Origin of the sequence: Gottfriedia luciferensis (assembly GCF_001712755.1) — a bacterium.
Classification (GTDB): Bacteria; Bacillota; Bacilli; order Bacillales; family Bacillaceae_G; genus Gottfriedia; species Gottfriedia luciferensis_B.
In genome coordinates, this window is record NZ_MDKC01000002.1 from 93338 (window position 1) to 112555 (window position 19218).

General features: G+C 30.1%; 19 protein-coding genes and 3 pseudogenes. 13 read left to right on the forward strand and 9 right to left on the reverse strand.

Features of this window, described 5'->3' with window-relative positions:
• Positions 1-277 precede the first annotated feature (277 nt).
• The gene (locus BED47_RS03020; RefSeq protein ID WP_069032352.1) at positions 278-2167 is read left to right on the forward strand and encodes a S53 family peptidase; all 1890 of its coding nucleotides are present in this window, start codon (positions 278-280) and stop codon (positions 2165-2167) included.
• Positions 2168-2250: 83 nt separating this feature from the next.
• Here the strand turns inward: BED47_RS03020 and BED47_RS03025 are convergent, their stop codons facing one another.
• Both BED47_RS03025 and BED47_RS03030 read right to left on the reverse strand, forming a co-directional pair.
• A complete protein-coding gene (locus BED47_RS03025) occupies positions 2251-2556 on the reverse strand; it encodes an AzlD domain-containing protein (RefSeq protein ID WP_069032353.1) in 306 nt (101 codons plus the stop codon).
• Entirely contained in the window at positions 2553-3293 is a 741-nt protein-coding gene (locus tag BED47_RS03030; RefSeq protein ID WP_069032354.1) for an AzlC family ABC transporter permease, read from the reverse strand. The genes BED47_RS03025 and BED47_RS03030 overlap by 4 nt, the downstream gene beginning before the upstream one ends.
• A 623-nt stretch (positions 3294-3916) precedes the next feature.
• On the opposite strand from BED47_RS03030, the gene BED47_RS03035 reads away from it, so the two are divergent.
• Both BED47_RS03035 and BED47_RS03040 read left to right on the forward strand, forming a co-directional pair.
• Positions 3917-4624 carry a cytochrome c biogenesis CcdA family protein gene (locus BED47_RS03035; protein ID WP_069032355.1) on the forward strand — a complete coding sequence of 236 codons (708 nt, stop codon included), beginning with the start codon at positions 3917-3919 and terminating at the stop codon, positions 4622-4624.
• 208 nt (positions 4625-4832) lie between these two features.
• Entirely contained in the window at positions 4833-5312 is a 480-nt protein-coding gene (locus tag BED47_RS03040) for a CcdC family protein (RefSeq protein ID WP_069032626.1), read from the forward strand.
• 29 nt (positions 5313-5341) lie between these two features.
• Here the strand turns inward: BED47_RS03040 and BED47_RS03045 are convergent, their stop codons facing one another.
• The gene (locus BED47_RS03045; protein WP_069032356.1) at positions 5342-5773 is read right to left on the reverse strand and encodes a DUF2621 family protein; all 432 of its coding nucleotides are present in this window, start codon (positions 5771-5773) and stop codon (positions 5342-5344) included.
• 186 nt (positions 5774-5959) lie between these two features.
• Here BED47_RS03045 and BED47_RS03050 point away from each other — a divergent pair, with 186 nt between their 5' ends.
• The gene (locus BED47_RS03050) at positions 5960-6430 is read left to right on the forward strand and encodes a hypothetical protein (RefSeq protein ID WP_069032357.1); all 471 of its coding nucleotides are present in this window, start codon (positions 5960-5962) and stop codon (positions 6428-6430) included.
• A gap of 995 nt (positions 6431-7425) precedes the next feature.
• Positions 7426-7575, forward strand: coding sequence for a hypothetical protein (locus tag BED47_RS23580; protein ID WP_091021567.1), 150 nt, complete (start codon positions 7426-7428; stop codon positions 7573-7575).
• A gap of 215 nt (positions 7576-7790) precedes the next feature.
• Here BED47_RS23580 and BED47_RS03055 read toward each other — a convergent pair whose 3' ends face one another.
• Positions 7791-8174: a hypothetical protein gene (locus BED47_RS03055; RefSeq protein ID WP_139116332.1), complete on the reverse strand. Its 384-nt coding sequence runs from the start codon at positions 8172-8174 to the stop codon at positions 7791-7793.
• A 438-nt stretch (positions 8175-8612) separates the two neighbouring features.
• Here BED47_RS03055 and BED47_RS03060 point away from each other — a divergent pair, with 438 nt between their 5' ends.
• Complete coding sequence (locus BED47_RS03060) at positions 8613-9317, forward strand: DsbA family protein (RefSeq protein WP_069032359.1); 705 nt, start codon at positions 8613-8615, stop codon at positions 9315-9317.
• Positions 9318-9366: 49 nt separating this feature from the next.
• On the opposite strand, the gene BED47_RS23080 is transcribed toward BED47_RS03060, so the two are convergent.
• The 3 genes from BED47_RS23080 to sspO form a co-directional block, all read right to left on the reverse strand.
• Complete coding sequence (locus BED47_RS23080; RefSeq protein ID WP_254664537.1) at positions 9367-9525, reverse strand: YfhD family protein; 159 nt, start codon at positions 9523-9525, stop codon at positions 9367-9369.
• Between the two features lie 34 nt (positions 9526-9559).
• A complete protein-coding gene (locus BED47_RS03065) occupies positions 9560-9694 on the reverse strand; it encodes a small acid-soluble spore protein P (protein WP_084006741.1) in 135 nt (44 codons plus the stop codon).
• 668 nt (positions 9695-10362) lie between these two features.
• A complete protein-coding gene (gene sspO / locus BED47_RS03075; protein WP_069032362.1) occupies positions 10363-10509 on the reverse strand; it encodes a small acid-soluble spore protein O in 147 nt (48 codons plus the stop codon).
• A gap of 446 nt (positions 10510-10955) precedes the next feature.
• Between sspO and BED47_RS24305 the strand changes: the two are divergent.
• The 3 genes and pseudogenes from BED47_RS24305 to BED47_RS03085 form a co-directional block, all read left to right on the forward strand.
• Positions 10956-11345, forward strand: a pseudogene (locus tag BED47_RS24305) (M15 family metallopeptidase); the annotation flags it as partial.
• A 108-nt stretch (positions 11346-11453) separates the two neighbouring features.
• Positions 11454-11564 (forward strand): annotated as a pseudogene (locus BED47_RS24560) (peptidoglycan-binding domain-containing protein); the annotation flags it as partial.
• Between the two features lie 276 nt (positions 11565-11840).
• A complete protein-coding gene (locus BED47_RS03085; protein WP_069032364.1) occupies positions 11841-12695 on the forward strand; it encodes an acyltransferase family protein in 855 nt (284 codons plus the stop codon).
• An 84-nt stretch (positions 12696-12779) separates the two neighbouring features.
• Here BED47_RS03085 and BED47_RS03090 read toward each other — a convergent pair whose 3' ends face one another.
• Complete coding sequence (locus BED47_RS03090) at positions 12780-13964, reverse strand: Ger(x)C family spore germination protein (protein ID WP_069032365.1); 1185 nt, start codon at positions 13962-13964, stop codon at positions 12780-12782.
• A 600-nt stretch (positions 13965-14564) separates the two neighbouring features.
• Here BED47_RS03090 and BED47_RS03095 point away from each other — a divergent pair.
• The 3 genes from BED47_RS03095 to BED47_RS03100 all read left to right on the forward strand — a co-directional run bounded on the left by BED47_RS03095 (position 14565) and on the right by BED47_RS03100 (position 17020).
• Positions 14565-15668 carry a GerAB/ArcD/ProY family transporter gene (locus tag BED47_RS03095; RefSeq protein WP_069032366.1) on the forward strand — a complete coding sequence of 368 codons (1104 nt, stop codon included), beginning with the start codon at positions 14565-14567 and terminating at the stop codon, positions 15666-15668.
• A gap of 172 nt (positions 15669-15840) precedes the next feature.
• A complete protein-coding gene (locus tag BED47_RS24310; RefSeq protein ID WP_286143684.1) occupies positions 15841-15975 on the forward strand; it encodes a hypothetical protein in 135 nt (44 codons plus the stop codon).
• A gap of 406 nt (positions 15976-16381) precedes the next feature.
• On the forward strand, positions 16382-17020 hold the full coding sequence (locus BED47_RS03100) for a class I SAM-dependent methyltransferase (protein WP_069032367.1): 639 nt from the start codon (positions 16382-16384) through the stop codon (positions 17018-17020).
• Positions 17021-17411: 391 nt separating this feature from the next.
• Here BED47_RS03100 and BED47_RS23085 read toward each other — a convergent pair.
• Positions 17412-17567: pseudogene (locus tag BED47_RS23085) on the reverse strand (restriction endonuclease); the annotation flags it as partial.
• A 284-nt stretch (positions 17568-17851) separates the two neighbouring features.
• On the opposite strand from BED47_RS23085, the gene BED47_RS03105 reads away from it, so the two are divergent.
• Positions 17852-18955, forward strand: coding sequence for a spore germination protein (locus tag BED47_RS03105; RefSeq protein ID WP_069032368.1), 1104 nt, complete (start codon positions 17852-17854; stop codon positions 18953-18955).
• The last annotated feature ends 263 nt before the right edge of the window (positions 18956-19218 follow it).

A 19218-nucleotide genomic window follows, 5' to 3' on the forward strand; every position in this document is an offset into this window, starting at 1 on the left:
TTTTAATTAAGGTTATTTATGCATTATTTAAATAAGGAAAATATTACTAAAAAATATAAGGAATTTGTTGTAATTGTTCGAAAAGTGGAGATTTTTAGTGTTTTATATCGAATATTATTTCTTTTGTTAGACTATTTCGAGAATTATAATCGATATCAGAGAATAAATTTAATATATTTGAAATTAAAAATAAAAATAAAAGTGTATTAAATTTATTATTCTACCATACTAATATTTTTATTTAGGAGTTTTCGTACTCAACAAGGAGGAATATGCTTTGAAAAACTGGAAAAAACCATTAATGACAGTAGCAGCGGCAAGTTCTTTATTATTAGTTAATGCACCAACATTTAAAGTAGCCGCTCAAGTAAATAAGGAAGTAGCCCAAGGTACAGGGGCTGCTGTACTGGATGGAACAAATTATTTTGGAGACATGGATCCTACAACTACTTTATCAATCGATTTTGTTTTGAAACTTCAAAACAAAGATGATTTAGAAAAATATATTAAGGAAACAGTTACACCATACTCTCCTCATTATCGAAAATATTTAAGTGTAGATGAATTCAAAGCTAAATATGCACCAAATCCAGCTTATATCCATTCTGTTACGTCTTACCTGCAATCATATGGTATTAAAACTGATGTTCATGCAAATAATTTAACGATTACAGCAACAGGAACAGTTGCTCAATTAAATAAAGCCTTAAGTGTCGATTTAAAATATGCTAGTTTTAAAGGGAAAAGCATTCATGCTACAAAAAAGAACCCAACTTTACCAAAAGTAATTTCAGATAATATTTTATGTATTATAGGTTTAAATAATTATTCGAATTTAGAATCAAGAGCTGTTAAACAACCAGCAATAATTGATAAGCAGGACGTACCAACTGGTCCTCTTAGTTTAACACCGCAAGATTTACAAAGCCATTACAATGTTAATCCACTTTATAAAAAGGGAGCAACTGGTGCTGGTCAAACAATCGGTATTGTTACTTTAGCAGAATTTAATACAGATGATGCATATAAATTCTGGGATAATGTTGGAATAAAAACAAAGCCTAATCGTATTAAAGTAAATGAGGTAGATGGCGGTTCTGGGTGGGATGGCTATGAAGAAACTACTTTAGATGTTCAGCAAGCGGGTGCAATTGCTCCTGATGCAAATATTAATGTATATGTAGGTCCGAACTCGGATACTGGATTTGTAGATGCATTTTCAAATGCAATTAATAATAATGTAGCTAAACAAATTTCAGTAAGTTGGGGATCAAGCGAATTAAGTATTGATTCATACGTACAGCAGCAAATGGAAGCACCAGAGTATGAAGATACATTTAATCAATTATTCATGCAGGCAGCAGCACAAGGAATTTCAATGTTTGCTGCAGCTGGTGATGCAGGTGCTTATGATGAAACTAGAGGTTCAGATAAAGTATTTAAACTCACAGCTGATTTCCCAGCAGCAAGTCCGTACATTACAGTAGCGGGTGGAACGACATTACCTTTCCAATTCCACTCTAATTCAACAGGCGTCGATGTCAAAGTAGGGGAAGAACGTGCTTGGGGTTGGGATTATTTAAATGAATATTACAAAGCTAGAAAACTACCAGATACTAACTTAATTAATGGTGGTGGTGGAGGTTTTAGTACTCATTTTGATACGCCAGATTATCAAAAAGGTGTTAGCGGAGTTAACCAGTTTTCTGCAGTAGATGAGTTTACTATTTCACCAGATTTATCAAATGTAACATACAAACAACCAACTGTTATTTCAGGACAAGGTACAGGCCGTAACCTTCCGGATTTATCAATGGCTGCAGATCCATACACTGGATATTATGTTTATTTAAGTGAACCAGGTAAACCAGGTACAAATTCAGGATATGCTATATTTGGTGGAACTAGCTTCGTTTCACCTCAATTGAATGGTTTATCCGCATTAATTAATAGTGCAGATCATACTCAAGTAGGTTTCTGGAATCCACAAATTTACCGTTTTGCACAACAAAGTTCTTCGCCTTTCACACCATTAAATAAAGCAGGCGCTCAAAACGATAATCTATTCTATTCTGGTACACCAGGTACGCTTTATAACCAAGCTACAGGACTTGGAATACCTGATGTAGCAAAATTAGCTGATAATTTCAGTACTACAGAAAAATAAAGTTCAATTAGAAAAAGTCGCATCTTTATGCGACTTTTTTTATACTTGATTGATGAAACTTGCCTATGAATATAGAAAAATTACTAAATAAAATAAAGCTTCATCACTAAAACCGTTCCGATTGCTCCAAAAACAACGAAAATAATATGTAATCTAAGTAATGCTAGGATAATGGCAACTAATCCACCAATCAGTCCAACACTCATATTTCCTTTTTGAACACTTAATATCCCTGGGAAAATTAATGCACCCAGTGCAGCATATGGAACACCTTTTAACCAAGAGGATACCCAATTTGGAAATTGAATCCGATCAACAATAAATACAGGAATTATTCGGGGAATCATTGTCACTAGGCACATACCAAAAACAAGTAAAAAGACAATCATTCTTTGTGATCTCCTTTCATTAATCCAATTGCAAGTAAACTAGCAAAAATGGAAGACAAAATTAATGACCAGCCTTGACTTAAAAAAGATGAAAGGATGAAATTTAATAGCATACTCACTACTACGATTAAACATGCTCGCCAATTTGTACGAATGGCTGGTGTTAATAACCCGATAAACATAGCGTATAAAGATATTCCCATGCTTTCGCTAATTATCTTTGGAATAAGTTTGGAAAAAACTACTCCTAAAATAGTACCGCTTATCCAAGTACAATAAGCAATTGTATGTAATGTAATCAAATAAATAGACGAATAACTTGCTGAACTGCTTTTTTTACCTAAAGTAGTTACAGCAAAATTTTCATCAGTAAGCGTTATTGATAAGTAGACTCTATGCCAAAATGGAAGAGTTTTAAATTGATGATTAAATGATAGACTCATAACGAAGTTTCTAAAATTTAAAATAAATGTAGCGATATAGATTTGTAAAAAACTCACTCCAGCCAAATACATTGATAAACCCATAAACTGACTAGCACCTGCATAAACTAGCGCACTAAATGAGAGAGTATTTAGCACATCAATGTCAGCTTGCTTTGCAATTAATCCAAATGTAAAAGCAACAGGCAAATAGCCAATAATTAAAGGGACAGACGCTAAAAATCCTTCCTTCATTTCCTTACTACGATTCGCTTTAGTGTGTGTAGTTTTTGATTGTTGCAAAACAGTAGACATATTAAGTTATAAACTCCCTTCAATTAAAGTAACCTTTAGTAAGATTAGAACAATCATGTGATCTAAAATTAAAATGGCAGTTATCTAAAATGTTTTTAGACACTTTATATTTTCGAATTCATACTTGTTTAGAGTTTGGAAAACGATTGGACATAAAAGATTATCATATGATTATACTATATAATTAAGAGAATTTTCATAATACTAAAAATTTAATTTATCTACTATTTGGGATCAGTATTGAAATTAAAAAGCATTTGAAGATAAAAGTGGGGTTTTTGGAAATGCCATAAATAATTTTTGTCTTATTCATGAAATTTATAAATTATAGGTAATATTTTCCAATAGTATATGATAAGGATTAATAATAATAAAAAACTTGGCCATATTTTTTTAAACATGTTTCCACCTTAATAATAAATTAGTTTATTAAGAAGTGTGCCGAAATTTTAGTGAAAATATTCCAATTTAATCACTTTTCTTCATTTTTTTGGTAATGAATGAGTGATTAGAGATTCTTAAAATATGTGTATGATGCGGTCTATTAACTACTTTTAATACTAAATAAAAAGCAATTCTGTTATAATATTATCTAGAATGAAGATGGGAAGGGATGTAAGTTAATGGGGGATTTAAATATTGGTATTGCATTTGGAGCGGGATTTCTCTCCTTTATTTCTCCATGTTGTCTACCGATTTATCCAGCGTTTTTATCGTATATTACAGGGGTATCTTTAAGTGATTTACAAAATGAAAAAAGAATACATAAAAGTAAAATTTTATTACATACTTTGTTCTTTTTACTTGGTTTTACAATTATTTTTGTTGTTTTAGGTTTTAGCACTTCCATAGTTGGTTCCTTTTTTATGCGTTACCAAGATTTTATTCGTCAAGTTGGTGCGATTTTAATCGTATTTTTAGGCTTAGTCGTAACGGGTATTTTTCAACCGAAGTTTTTAATGAATGATCGTAGGTTTCAATTTTCAAAACGTCCTTCAGGATTTTTAGGTTCTACTTTAATTGGATTAGCATTTGCAGCAGGGTGGACCCCTTGTACTGGACCAATTTTAACTTCAGTATTTGCACTTGCTGTAAGTAACCCAGGTTCAAGTCTATTTTATATGTTAGCATATACACTTGGATTTTCTATTCCATTTTTTGTATTGTCGTTTTATTTAGGATCACTAAGTTGGATTAAAAAGTATTCACATAAAATCGTCGTTTTTGGAGGATATATCATGATCATTATGGGAATCATGTTATATTTTGATTGGTTGACTAAAATTACAATTTATTTTACAAGATTTTTTGGCGGATTTACTGGGTTTTAAACATTATTTTTCCAATGTAAAAAATTGCAGGATTTGAAGTTATTGGATTTGCATCGATGTGGTAGAAGCAGTATTATATAATCAGTTTATATGATAAAAAGTGAGCTTTGTATTCACAAAAACTGTCGTTATCAGTTTTTAAATGCATATAAGAAATTGTTATTCTTTAAGATTGAGAAAAAAGGTAGTGAAAAAAATGAGTAAAGATATGAGTATAATTTTTAGCACAGTATTAGCAACTTGTATGGCTTTAGGTGTAATTGTCGTTAGACTAAAGGCTGCTAAAAAGCCGACAAACCTTAAAAAAATAATTTTACCTCCATTTTTTATGAGTAGTGGAGCTTTAATGTACTTAGTACCAGAGTTTAGATTGACGGGATCTGAAGTATTAGAAGCTGTTTGTTTGGGAGTATTTTTTTCGTTATTTTTAATTAAAACATCTAAATTTGAAATTGTAGAAAATGAAATTTATTTAAAAAGATCAAAAGCGTTTGTTTTTATCTTACTTGGTTTATTAGTCGTTCGAATTGTGATGAAGTTATATTTAAGTTCATCGATCGATGTAGGCCAATTAAGTGGTATGTTCTTCTTATTAGCATTTTCAATGATTGTGCCTTGGCGCTTAGCAATGTACAAATCATATCAAAAAATGAGAAGACAGCTTCCTTCAAATACAATTATCACATGAAAAAACGTGTACCTTTTCGGGTACACGTTTTATTTTGCAAGTAAATGCTTAAAATCGGCAAAATCGATTTCTTTTTTCTTTAGTGTTTTAACTAAAAATGCATGATCTCGCTTAGGGGTTGCTTTAATATATCCTTCAATAATTAAGCCTTGTGTAATTTGCGAAGCGTTATTTAATAACGCCAATTCACCAATTTTTCCAGCTATTTTATCTCGAGCTATATCTCTAAATAATGATGGAACAGGTTTTACTAATTCTTCAAGCAATTCTTTCTGTTCAGTTGACCACAAATGTCTTGTTTTTTGTAAATATTCTTCCTGCCAATCTAAAATCGATTTCCCATCCTCTTTAGGTAATCTTTTCAAAAACTTTCTGAACATAAAGTATCCGCCGATTGACATCATTCCTAACAAGAAAATTGTCCATAAGACAATCATAATTTGAGAAAAGAACGAAAACATATGTATCCTCCTTGTATTAGGTAAACATACCACTATTATAGTAAGAAAATATGACAAGTATCAAGCAAGTACATATGTTTTTTGTCAAAAAATGACCATTTATTTTTAAGTACTAGTTTCATTTTAAGTATTTGAATCATATAGTAGAAAAAATAAAGAAAAAAGTCGTAGAGGAGGCGAAAGAATGTGAAACAAACTAAATTCTCTTCTCACTTTACTTTTCTAAGTATTTTATTTTATATGGCAGCCAGTTCAATATTCCTGGTCATTCTGTACAAGTTAATATCAATGCTTGTAGGAAACGGAAATGATTTAAAAACCTATCTGCAAATCGCTGTAGTCGTAATTGTTTTAAGTATTACAGCTTTCCGCCTAATAAGAAGCGATATTGTTTTAATCCAGGATGAAATTATTATTCATAAAGGCATTTTAACAGTTAAACTTAAGGTCAATGATATTACAGAAATAAAGCAACTAGTCGAAGTTTATGGAAAAAATAAAGAAATAATAACTTTATTAATTCATATTAACGAGTCAGTACAACCAATTATTTTAACCCTCGAAAATCCAAAAGCTTTTATAAGAGAACTGTTAATTTTAAACACTGACATTATATTTGATGAAGAATTGATTATTTTAGTCAATAAAAATAACTAATAAATGAAAGCCAAGTTTATTTAATTGTAGACTTGGCTTTTTTTTTTAGAAAATTGAAGTCTTTATTTAGTGAAATCTGATTCCAGGTTGGTTGGAAAAGAAATGTGTGAAAAATAATATACCAAGGTATTCAGATTTGATAAAATTGTACAAGAATAGGCATTATGCAAGAGGAAATGAAAATTGTAACGGATTTATAAAATTAATCTTTTATTTAAAAATAATATAGATAATAAAGGAAAATACAAAATGAAATATATTAAATTTTGTTATTTTTCAGTTCAAATTGATTAGTTGCATTATGAGCATAAATTTTTATATTGAAAAGTATCACAGCACTCCATTTACTTTTGATCGGATATATTTTGGAATTTTACAGGTACCATTCATTATTCTAATTATTAAATTATATAGTCGTTTCAAATTTAGAACGCAACGAATAAAAATCTTGTTAACAATGTTTTCTGGAATTACATCTATTTTTATTATTGGGATTATTTTTGGAAAAGTGATATTCAACTAAAGCATTGCTAAGTTCAATTTCATTCTTAATGTCTTAGAAAGGGTGATAAGTAAAATGCCCAAAGTAGGATTGTTCCATTAGGTTGAAGAAGGAGATTTGTTCGGTAGTTGCAATAGAACTAATGATGACTCAAATAATAATGACTGGTACGTACCATATGAACTAGAACTTGAGAAAGATGGTGTACCTATAGATTACTTCAATCACAAAATATTTAAGTATATGACTCATTGATACCACTAACACTATAATTAAATGGAATTAATAAGTTTTTTGCAGAGTGGTAGGTATTTTAAACTAAATATTGAAATGAAATGAATACCATTTAATGATGAATTATTTTATAAGTTTTTAATGTTTTTAGTGATATCTGCAAGGTTAAGCATTATAATAAGGTTTTCTACAGTAAAATAATGTATATTATATTTTGTTGAATAGATTCTCTTTAAAGACAGAAAAGTAGGTGAATAAAGTGGGAAAATATCAATTAGATACAAAAGGTCAGATGGCTGTGTCAAAGTTTCATGAAAAACAGACGCCTGCCAAATTTGATAAAAAGCAGCAACTTGAAAAAATGCGTGCGGAGTATTTGAAAAATAAGCAAAAACAAACAGATAAATAATTTGGATGAAAGCATAGGAAGACTAAAATCTTCCTATGTTTTTCTTTTTCGAAGTACTTTTTTCAATTATGATATAGTTTATTAATTCTATAAATTTTAGATTCGGTGACAAGAAACTCGTCCTCAGATAGCCATTTCCTCACAAAAATTTCAATTGAAGTTCAATAGACTAGTTGTGTTGGGTACTCCAGTAAACTCCAACAGGAATTTTTCTTTTAATGGGCTGTTTCTTTTTTATTTGTCGCTGCTTTTCCCGCTTTGTACATAAAAGTAAGATACAGAAGGGTCATAACGCGTTCAATCCATGTCAAAGAAAAGTTCACAAACAAAAAGGCAATGATTTCGACGATAAATGAAACGAACGTAAATGAGATCGCACCAACGAAAAATAATTTGTACCACTGGCGGTACGTTAAATGAATGTCCTTTTTTCGTGCAGCATACTTATACACAAGTGAAAACAAGACTGGCATCATCACTGGAATGATTAGTACAATAAGTGGGATGACAATCAGTAGAAACAGCTCAGCATTGTCTCCGAATCCATTTTCTAATACCGTCCATAACGATGTCGTATCCGATGCTATATCGAAATTCATCAAGAGTTCAAATAGCCCCGCACTTAACACGAAACTGGCGAGTAAATAGTAACCGATGATACTTCGTTTTTTCGAATGAAGCACTTCATTGTACTTACTCGGCTGAAAGCTTGATAGCATGATTTTAAACATAATTTTCCTCCAATTTTCCAAATCATTTTCCATTATACAGGTGAACAAGCTTTCACATGACTAGAAATTTTTAACATATCATTAAGGAAAAAAGCTTTGAAATAATTCTTATGGTGGATGGATGTTGTGTGACTAAAAAATAATTATTTTTAAGTTGCTACTTATGAATCAAATAAGAATTTTAAGTTTTTAGATGATCTATATATTAAGAATAATTTTCAATTACGAGGGTTATGAATAGTTAGCTTACTTTAGTTTATGTTACAATAATATACAGTACATAATCGTAGGGGGAATATAGCACTAATGAGTAAAAAGAAAAAATCTAATAGTAATCAAACGTTTGCTATTTCTGTATTTGTTGGAATAGTTGTTTTAGTTGGAGCATTATTTTTAGTTTCTAAAATGCAAGATAAAAAGACTGAAGAAGTATATCCAACAATTGCTGGAGTAAATCAAGTGAAAGTTGATGGATTTGACACAAAGGATCAACCAACATTTAGCAATAAAGATGCAAAAGTCGAAGTAGTTGAATTTGGTGATTATAAATGTCCAATTTGTGCTCAATGGAATAAAGTAGTTTTTCCACAACTTAAAGCCGATTATATCGATAATGGCTTAATCAATTTTTCATTTATTAACTATCCGTTTATTTCGAAGGATTCTAATTTAGCTGCACTTGCTTCAGAAGTAGTTTATAAAACTCATAAAGATTCATTTTGGAAGTTTCAAGAGCAAATCTATTTAAAACAAGAAGATGAAACTACTACTTGGGCTACACCTGATAAATTAGCAAGTATTGCAAAATCTGTTATTCCGAATTTAGACGAAAAACAATTTAAAAAAGATTTATACAAAAAAGATGCAATGAAACAAGTTGCTAACGATGTTGCAATTGCTAACCATTATGGTGTTAACGGAACACCTACAATATTTGTAAATGGTAAAGCAGTGGACAACCCTAGCTTAGAATCAATCAAAGCAGCTATTGACGCTGAAATAAATAAATAATTAAAAAAGGTATGCGAAACGTATTCGCATACCTTTTTTGTATAGCAAATTACATTTTTTTCTTTACTCGTGCATCCGCTTGAGCTGAACGTTCTTGTGCCTCTACATCATCATGATCTGCTAGTTCCGCTGAATACTCGACATCAAGTCCATCAGGCTTTACATTCTTATTAAAATTTGAATTGTAAGTACTTTTCTTGTTCTTCAAATTAAACCCCTCCATTATAACTAATTAATTTAACTTACATATCGTGGTGACTATGTTTTTTCTGTCTTGTATGATTTTGGTTCTTCACTTTATGAGAACCACTTAATGGTTTTGGTTGTCCACTTTCATGGTCAATCGGGCTATTTCTTTTTGACGATTTGTTTGTCATTCTTGTCACCTTCCTTTACAAATAGCTTTAGTTGTAATCAAAAAAATATGCCAAAATGAAATATTTACTAATTTATAATTGAAAGCGTTTTAATCATTTTTTTCTAATAATTTTCGATAACCATTTTCCATATATATAAATAAATTAATGAAAGGGAGGTATTTCTTATGATCTAATTCATCTTATATAAATTATAAAAAATGAATGTTGAGAAAATTATTTTTCATAATAAAAAACGACAAACAACAAATAAATCTAAGAAATTAATAGAGTAAAAGTTAATTTTTTTAGTTTGTCTGACTCTTTTGATGTATGAAACAAGTAATTTGACCAATACTAGTAATAGTCAAAATGAAAGAGGAGACTGATACTGATTATGCAAATACTAACAGTTTGTCTTATATATTCGGGTGTGATCGTACTCTATCTCTTGTTCAAGAAAGTTCAATATAATAAGAGACAAAAAAATGTGATTAATTTTTTCCTATACTATAATCGAAGAAAAAGTAATGTTAATAGAGATACGAAAAGAACAGGAGATATTATTTATTTAATGCCTCAATCGACGCTGAACAAAGGTGTTTTAAGAAAGCGGAAAGACGATTTTGAGTAATGATCAAAAAATATAAAAAATAGCAAGCAATTCCTATAAATTGCTTGCTATTTTTTTATTGTCTTTTTTTTGTCTTTTTATTGTTTAACTTATAATCAGCTGAAAGTGGCTCTTGCGCTGTTTCTTCATTAAACCCAGCTGCTTTCCCTTGCTCGATTGAAGCTGACATTCCGCTACCAGAATTATTTTTACGTCTAGACATGATTATACCTCCTTATATAAGGGCATTTTCGCCAACACTTTTAATGAATTGGTTTGAAAACTGCCTTTTATAATCGATATTCTTTCCTATATTTTTTTAAGTACACTAAAAAATCATTGGTAAATAATGTGATAGTCATTTTTAAATTGTTTAATGTCTGCATCTTACAATAGGTGTTTTTTATGTTTGTAGTTGATGGAATTGACTGGAATTTAACTAGGTTTCAAAAAATTAACAGGAATTAAGACTTTTCTGGGAAAAAAACGGAAACTTGTGGACTATTTATTCAAACGAAATTTCAATTTTGTGAATATATTGACTTATGTGAACAATTAAATGGTTAGTTAGAAGTATTCAAAGTATGAAAGCAAGCGATGTTATTTACCGGGATAAGTCTTCCTAAGTAGATTGGCTTTTTAAATTTATTTAAAAGGAGAAATCATTAAATGACAAATCCAACTTATCACGAAAGAAATTTATCAAATATAAATAAGCTAGCTCCTAATACAAAGCAAGCAGCTTTAAAATGGTACAATTATTGTATAAAAAACAATATCGATGTTTTAATTTACGAAACGACACGAACAAAAGAACGTCAAGAAGAACTAGTTGATAATGGTAAGTCCCAAACTAGAAAGTCATATCATCTTGTAGGTCAAGCATTAGATTTTGTTCCAATTGTAAATGGTAAAGAAGGGTGGAACTCTTACGATACTGAACCATTTAAATCGGCAATTAAATATGCAAAATCCATTGGCTTCACATGGGGTGGGGACTGGAGTAGTTTTGTAGATGAGCCACATTTACAATTTGAATACAAAGGATATGGTACTGATAAAGTATTGGAAGCTAAACCACCTGCATATCCAGGAACGATATTAAAATCAGGTTCAAAAGGAAATAGTGTTAAATTAGTTCAAAAAGAATTAGGAATAACCGCAGACGGTATTTTCGGTCCAATTACGGATCGTGCAGTAAGAAATTTTCAAAAGAAAAATGGCCTGACCGTAGATGGAAAAGTAGGCCCAAAAACTTGGGCAAAATTATTTGACTAAGAAAAAATAAAATCTCATGACTATTTTTAGTTTAAACTAAAATTAATTTACCATTCGAAATTTCAAAATGTAAAAATAAAACTACATTCAAACCCTGTATCAGTATTATACAGGGTTTGTTTTAATATTTGACAAATCAAATCCTTGGCAGTAAATGGGTTTTTAACGGATAGAGCTTAATATAATATATGATTGTAAAATTTTACATCCTCCAATATGATGATAAATGGACAAAAAACTTATTATTGGTGCTTGAAGCATTTCAGGGGGATATGGATGAAACGATTTATCGAAATAGATATCGCAAGGGGGGTAACTATATTTTTGGTAGTAATGGGACATACGGCTATTCCAATCTGGTTAAATGACATTTTAAGAGACTTTAGAATGCCGTTGTTTTTTTTTGTATCAGGTTATCTTTTTAGTAGCCAGAGGTATTTAAATGATATGCGGCTATTATGGATCAACAAATTTTATGCTCTACTAGTACCGTACTTTACGGCAGGGATTCTATCTTATTTTTACTGGTTAATTTTAAACGCAGTAAACCCTTTAAAATATGAATTTATTTGGTATAAACCTCTTGTTGGCATTTTTTATGGCAATGGGGTTAATGGCTGGTTAGGATACAATACACCTATATGGTTTTTAGTTTGTTTATTTTGCGCTCAATTACTTTATTGTTATACTCAAAAAATCATTGGCAGTTTTAGCCTTTACATACAAATCGGTATTTACTTAATTTTAGGATATGTTGGCTATGCGATAAGTCGTTTTGTATTTTTACCGTGGGGATTAGATATCGCTTTGGTCGCTCTTTTATTCATGCATTTTGGAAATAAATTTAAGTATTATCAATTATTAAATAAACTAAAACCATTTGGTATTATATCAATTTTATCTCTCCTTATATTCGGAATTGCTACGTATTTCAACAATGCAGATATGAACTACAGGATTTATGATAACCTTTTTGTATTCTATACAGCTGGCATTTCCGGAAGCATAGCAACACTATCGATTGCAAAATTATTGTCTAAAATGAAGTTTCCAACAAAGTTTTTTACCTTTCATAATCATTTAAATAAAAAAGCCCTGTGTCCTTTTGGGATACAGGGTTGTTATTCGTAAGTCAGTTATATATCTTATAATTGCTGAAGCACTCAATATTGGTTGAGTGCGTTTACTAATTTTGATTCTTTTATAACTTGTCTACTAATAAGGGTAAGGTTTCTTTCTCATTCCCACATTATTAATTTGAACGTCGACATCCACTGACACTTTTGACTTTTTAAATGTATCATTCCAATTTCCTTCATATTTTTTATAAATTTTAGGATTAGACATATGTAATTTTTCTCCAAATCCAAATGCATCTCCACCGAGTTTTTTTACTTCAGATATTCCTATTTCGATTGTTCGTTTTATAACATTTTCAGCTAATTTTTCATATTTATCGAGCGTTATTGCCTTATCAAAATTGTCATTACAAAGTACTTCGTCAATATGACCAATCGAGTTAACTTTTATATTTATTATTGGAATATTACCCTTCATTTTAATTTCAGTCTTTGATTTTAACCGAGTAATCTCCATCGAATCATATTCTTTTTTATTGCATGGTATTTGTATATTCGTTTCCTTGATCAGATTATCAATAATTTGTATTGATTTTGCCTGTGGCCCATCTAACCAACCAACTAATTTCCCTTCTCTAAAAATACCAGTGCCATTTATCTTATCATAACTTGATTTGACTTTTTCCATATTTTCAAGTGTCTGTGATGTTTTACTTTCATTTTCTAAACTTGCACCATTTATTACTGGTTCTCTTCCACTACTAGAAATTGCAGAAACTGCCTCACGCATTAAGGTTTCTTGGTTTTCACCTAATAGAGATGATGTATTTTTAATTTTTCCTACAATTGATTTAGCCGATAGTTTATCAAGTGATGCTATGTTATTCATCACTTTATTTACGTTTTTATCTCTTGCAATAATAACTGGAATATTTACACGAATTTTAGAATCTCTTTCAAAAACATCGAAAATAAAATTTAATGATTTTTCTTTTGCTAATGTTTCTCCTATTATGACAAGTGCTACATGAGAATAAATATTTGTTCGAGATCCTTTCTTTGACACATTTCGTGCTGCTTCTGATATGGTTCTACCTTTTTCTTCTAATGCAATAACTGGAATACCTTGAGAACCTGTTTGTGTTGCAATTGCACTAGGATTAATAATTTGAATGATCACTTGATATTTTTTTTCTTTTGGTAAGTAATCGATCCCCATTGCATTCACAATCGATATTTGATTTAATTCTTTATAGTTAGAGCAACTACTTAAAAGTATACTTACGCTAAGAAATGAAACGATAAATTTCTTTTTTAACATTTTATTCTCCAATATATTGATTTTAAGCGTTTTATTTGATTCATAATATATTTTTCTATTTTTTTGTAATTTAATGTACCATTTTCCAAAATAGATATTATCTACATATAAATGCCTCAATAAAATCCTAAGGCTATTCTCACAAGTATTAACAAGTTGATCGCCTTTAGCATCAATTGCAATGTCTATAATTGGTTCTAAGATGTTAACAAATTAACAACTAATTAGGCAGACTGAAAAAAGTATATGAGGTTGCTGTCGTTAAAACTGCTTAAGATTAATTAATAGTAAAAGAAAAATTAAAATACAAGTAAGCCTACTGATGTAGAAAATTCATTTTTGGTAATCATGAAAATTTGAGGAATTAGAAGTACATGGAGCGTTATTGAGAATAGAGTAAGAATCGCAAATATGCCTATTTTATAGAAAATAACGCTCCGTATCTTAATAAGGTACATTGCGTTTTTTTCTTTGTACATTAATGTTTCTGATCCGATACAGTTTTTGTTATATAAATCATAATTTAGATTCTAAATGGTAAAAATAAACATGATATAAAAAAGAAAATAGAGGAAGTTAGGATTAAATGATGGTGCAATAATGAATCGTAAATTAAATGTAAGTGGTTTTCAATTATTATGTATGATTTTTATGTTTATTAACGGTACATCCCCACCAGTTGAAATATATTCTTTAGCCAAGCAAGATGCATGGATGAGTTTATTATTAGGACTTACTGCGGGGTGTCTATTATTTTCTGTATATATAAAGTTATATTCTTTTTTTCCTGATGTACCATTTACAAAATATATACAATATATTTTAGGGAAATATATTGGAAAACTGTTAGCTCTAATCTATATATTATATTTTATTTATATAGGTGCACGAGTTTTGCGTAATTTTGAGGAATTAATGGTTATTACTCTTTACAATGCTTCATCACGTATTTCAATTGGAATATTAATGATGATTATAGTCATATATGCATGTCATAAAGGAATTGAAACATTTGCACGTTCGAATGAATTTATTTTTTTATTTATAATGTTTCTTATGTTTATAATTATTGGATTAGAAATTATTTCTGATTTAATCAAAATTAATAATTTAAGACCTGTATTAGAAAGTGGATGGAAACCAGTGTTAAAGGCAACTCCGATATTAATTGCAAATCCTTTTGGTGAGATATTTACATTTACTATGATTTTGCCATTTTTAAATAAACAAAAGAAAGTAGTACAAGTAGGAATAACATCATTACTATTTTCTGGGCTTATATTGACTTTATTTTCAATGTTAAATACTTCCATATTGGGTGTTTCTGAAATAGAAAGGATCATCTATCCACTTCTTTCAGCAGTTAGTTATATTAATATTGCTGATTTTGTTCAAAGAGTTGATACCTTTATTATAGTGATTTCAGTATGTAATTATTTCGTGAAGATTACGATCTATTTCCATTGTGCGGTGTCAGGAGCAGCAGATTTATTCGGCATTAAGGAAAGCAAGCAATTAGTTTATCCTACATCCGTTATAATGTTGGTTTGTTCAATGTGGATGACTACGAATTTTGTTGCATTACGTAATGAAGCAAGGGATGTTGTCCCCTTCTTACTACAAATACCTCTACAAATTATTATCCCAATTTGTTTATTAATAATAGTGCTAATAAAAAGGAAACTAAAATACCCAGCCTTATAAAAGAAAATCCCAGTATTTTGAATTGCACGCCAAATGTTAGACACAGTTTAAGACTAAATGCTGCAATAGTTTAAAGAAAAATAGCTAAGACCACATTTTTGTGGTCTTTTTCTTTTGCTAAAAAATCAATATTTGAATTTAACAAGGTCTTATTTTTAGAAGGGAAAAACTTATGAGTAATTATAGTGAAACTAGTAGTAATCAATTTGGAAATACCTTTTGTACTTCGATTTGTACTGCATTAAAACAATTAAAAGCAATGACTGAAAACCTTTATTTCAAATTGATGAATCGATTTCTAATCTAGATCCAAAAGAAATTAAAATTTACATGTACTGTGAACTTTTAGTTGATGCAAGAAATAAACAGGAAGAAGAGAGAAACTCACAAGTTAAGTTTCTCTAAAAAATAGGTGATATTGGAAAAAAATTAAAAACAAAATGTAATATTAAAATAATATCAATAGTTCTTGTTATATGCCTTATAATTTGGAAAATTATGTAAGTTGAACTGCATTATGATAAATAAGAAAATCAGTAAAATACAATGCTTGGAAAAAAATTATTAATTAAATACCTAAGAACTCAAAGTTATTATAAATTTTAAGGGAAAAATTGGAAATTTATGTTAAAATATTTAGGAATTAAAGAAGGTTCTGTCCCTTTAATTGGTTGTTATAATGAATGCATATTGAATAATAAATGGGAGGTAATATGAACAATCGGTGGAATAAGTTGATATACAAAATTTGGTCTCGTTTATATGATAATTTTTTTAACACTGGGCGATTCCTCCACGCAAGGAAAGAGGTTTTCAGTAATACAAATTTCTTGAAAAATCAAAAGATACTATTTGTTGGAGTAGGAACTGGTGCAGATTTGGAACTGATTAATCACAAACATTTAGATATAACATCTATAGACTATTCAGATGATATGCTTAACAAAGCTAAAGAAAAATTTAAAGACTCATCAATAAAATTTTTAAAAATGGACGCTCAAGACATGAGTTTGAGTGATTCCTATTTCGATGTTGTTATAGGCAGTCTTGTATTATCAGTTGTTCCAGATGCAGATAAGTGTCTTAAAGAGATGTTGAGAGTATTGAAACCAAGTGGAGAAATTATCATCTTTGATAAATTTGCACCAAAAAACAAAGGACTTTCGCCATTTAAAAAAGCAATTAGACCTTTAATAAAATTATTAGGTACTGACATCGGAGTTAACTTTGAAAAATTGTATGAGAAGAATAAAGATCATTTAATTGTTAAAGTAGATATTCCAATAATGTTTGATGGGATGTACAGAAAGATTATTATAAAAAAAGTGAATACTGATGATATATTATTATAGGACGCTATCAGGAAATATAAATAAGAAAAGCTCAGACCATAAAGTCTGAGCTTTTTGTGTAATACGTGGTGAGTTTACCTTTGCATTAATCATTTTAATCTAAAATCTTAATCTTAATTTAGAATAAATAGATTGTCTATTAAAATTATTCATCTACAAGTTGAGGTAGAAATTTTATTATTTAAATGAAAAAACTTTATTATATCTAAAATAAAAATAGCCCACCGAAGTGAGCGACATTAATTATTTAATGGTAATTTGATTTGTGTTCTTTTGCAAAACCACCTTTTAATTCTTCTAGAACAAGCCTCATTTTTTTGCAATTTTAATAATTTCATTGGTATTAAAGTATATAGTTCAAAGAGGAAGAATAATTGTGTAACCTCTTATTTTATATTTTATTTAAATGTAGAGTGATATTAGTTTTAAAAGCATACTCTAATGCATCCTTAGTAAATCCTGAAGAAGTAATATAATATCCTCGTTTCACACGATCAGCACTCATGGCTCCTTCTAGTTTTTGGATAGCAGGTCTACCCACATTACCTTTCCAGTGCTTATTTTACAACTGAATAGTAAGTGCTTCTTGATCATAGCATTAAAATCTCTTAATTTTATACAAGTTTTTATACAAAAAAAGAAGGTAAATAAAATAAGTAATACTCATAGCCTTGCTATTATGTAAACTTCACATGAATACAACGTGCATAATTTTTATTCTTTTTTGGAAATGTAAAATTGTACCGTTTATAAGAAGAAATTGGAAAAATGAGAAGTTATAAGCCATCAGAAAGTATTTATCCTGAATTGTGAATAAGGAAGTGACCTGCGATGATTACTAGCCCCAAAGACCGTATTACAACAATTCAAGCAGTTATTATCATTAGCAATTATATACTTGGAACGGGAATTCTGACCTTGCCACGGGTAGCTACAGAGAAAGTGAATACACCAGATACATGGTTAACTGTAATTTTAGGCGGGCTGATTGCGATGGTGGCAGGAGTTATTATGGTCAAATTAGGACAACGGTTTCCAGGAAAAACCTTTTATCAATACAGCCAAGAAATTGTAGGGAAATGGATGGGGAAGTTACTAAGTCTAATCCTTGTATGTTATTTTGTAATGATGGGTGGATTTCATATCCGTGCATTAGTTGAGGTAACAAGTTTATTTTTGTTGGAAGGTACCCCATATTGGGCCATCGCGATGCCATTTATGTGGATAGGTCTCTATTTAATTATGGGCGGCATAAATCCGATGGCACGTCTGTTTGAAATTATTCTCCCCATTACGGTCGTCGTTTTTTTGGTGATTGCTTTTATGAGTTTTAAAATATTTGAAGTGGATAATTTGCGCCCGGTACTGGGGTTGGGGATCATGCCCGTACTAAAAGGAATAAAAACAACGGCTCTCTCATATATAGGTTTTGAAAGCCTGTTGATTATAATGGCGTTTATGAAAGAGCCAAACCAAGCAGTAAAAGCTGTTTTAGTTGGAATTTCCATCCCACTGATCTTTTACGTGATAACTATCGTAATGGTCATCGGTGCACTATCCGTCGATGGTGTGGTAACCAAAACTTGGCCAACGATTGATCTCATGCGAGGTTTTGATATGCCTGGTTTGCTATTTGAACGGTTTGAGTCTTTGTTGCTTGTAATGTGGATTATGCAAATGTTTACTTGCTTTAACGTGAGTCATTATGCTGCTTCTTTGGGGCTTGCCCAACTCTTTAAAAAAAACATTCATCCATTTATGTTTGGCTTACTTTCGGTTATTTATATCATTTCCATGACCCTGAAAAATACGAATGACCTATTTAAACTTGGGGATACAATGGGCAATGTTGCGTTTTTTTTATTTGGTATACAACCGCCGCTACTTCTGCTTGTCTTAAAATTGAAAAAGAGGAAGAGTAAAGCAATATCATAACAAAGTATGGTTTCTTTTAGTCTAACTGTGTAATGTAAATGGTGGTTCTGTTCAAAACAGTTACAGAAATACTGGTGAGTTTAGATATACTGAATCTGATTGTATTTATTACAGTGGTATCGGGTACAACATCACTGAGAGATGGGAAGAGGTGGAAGAAGAGTTTTCGGATTAAATGCAGTAATATTGATATAATAATTATATAAAAATAAAGACTCCTAGTAAGATTTAGGAGTCTTTATAAATGTTCACAGTTTTTTGTG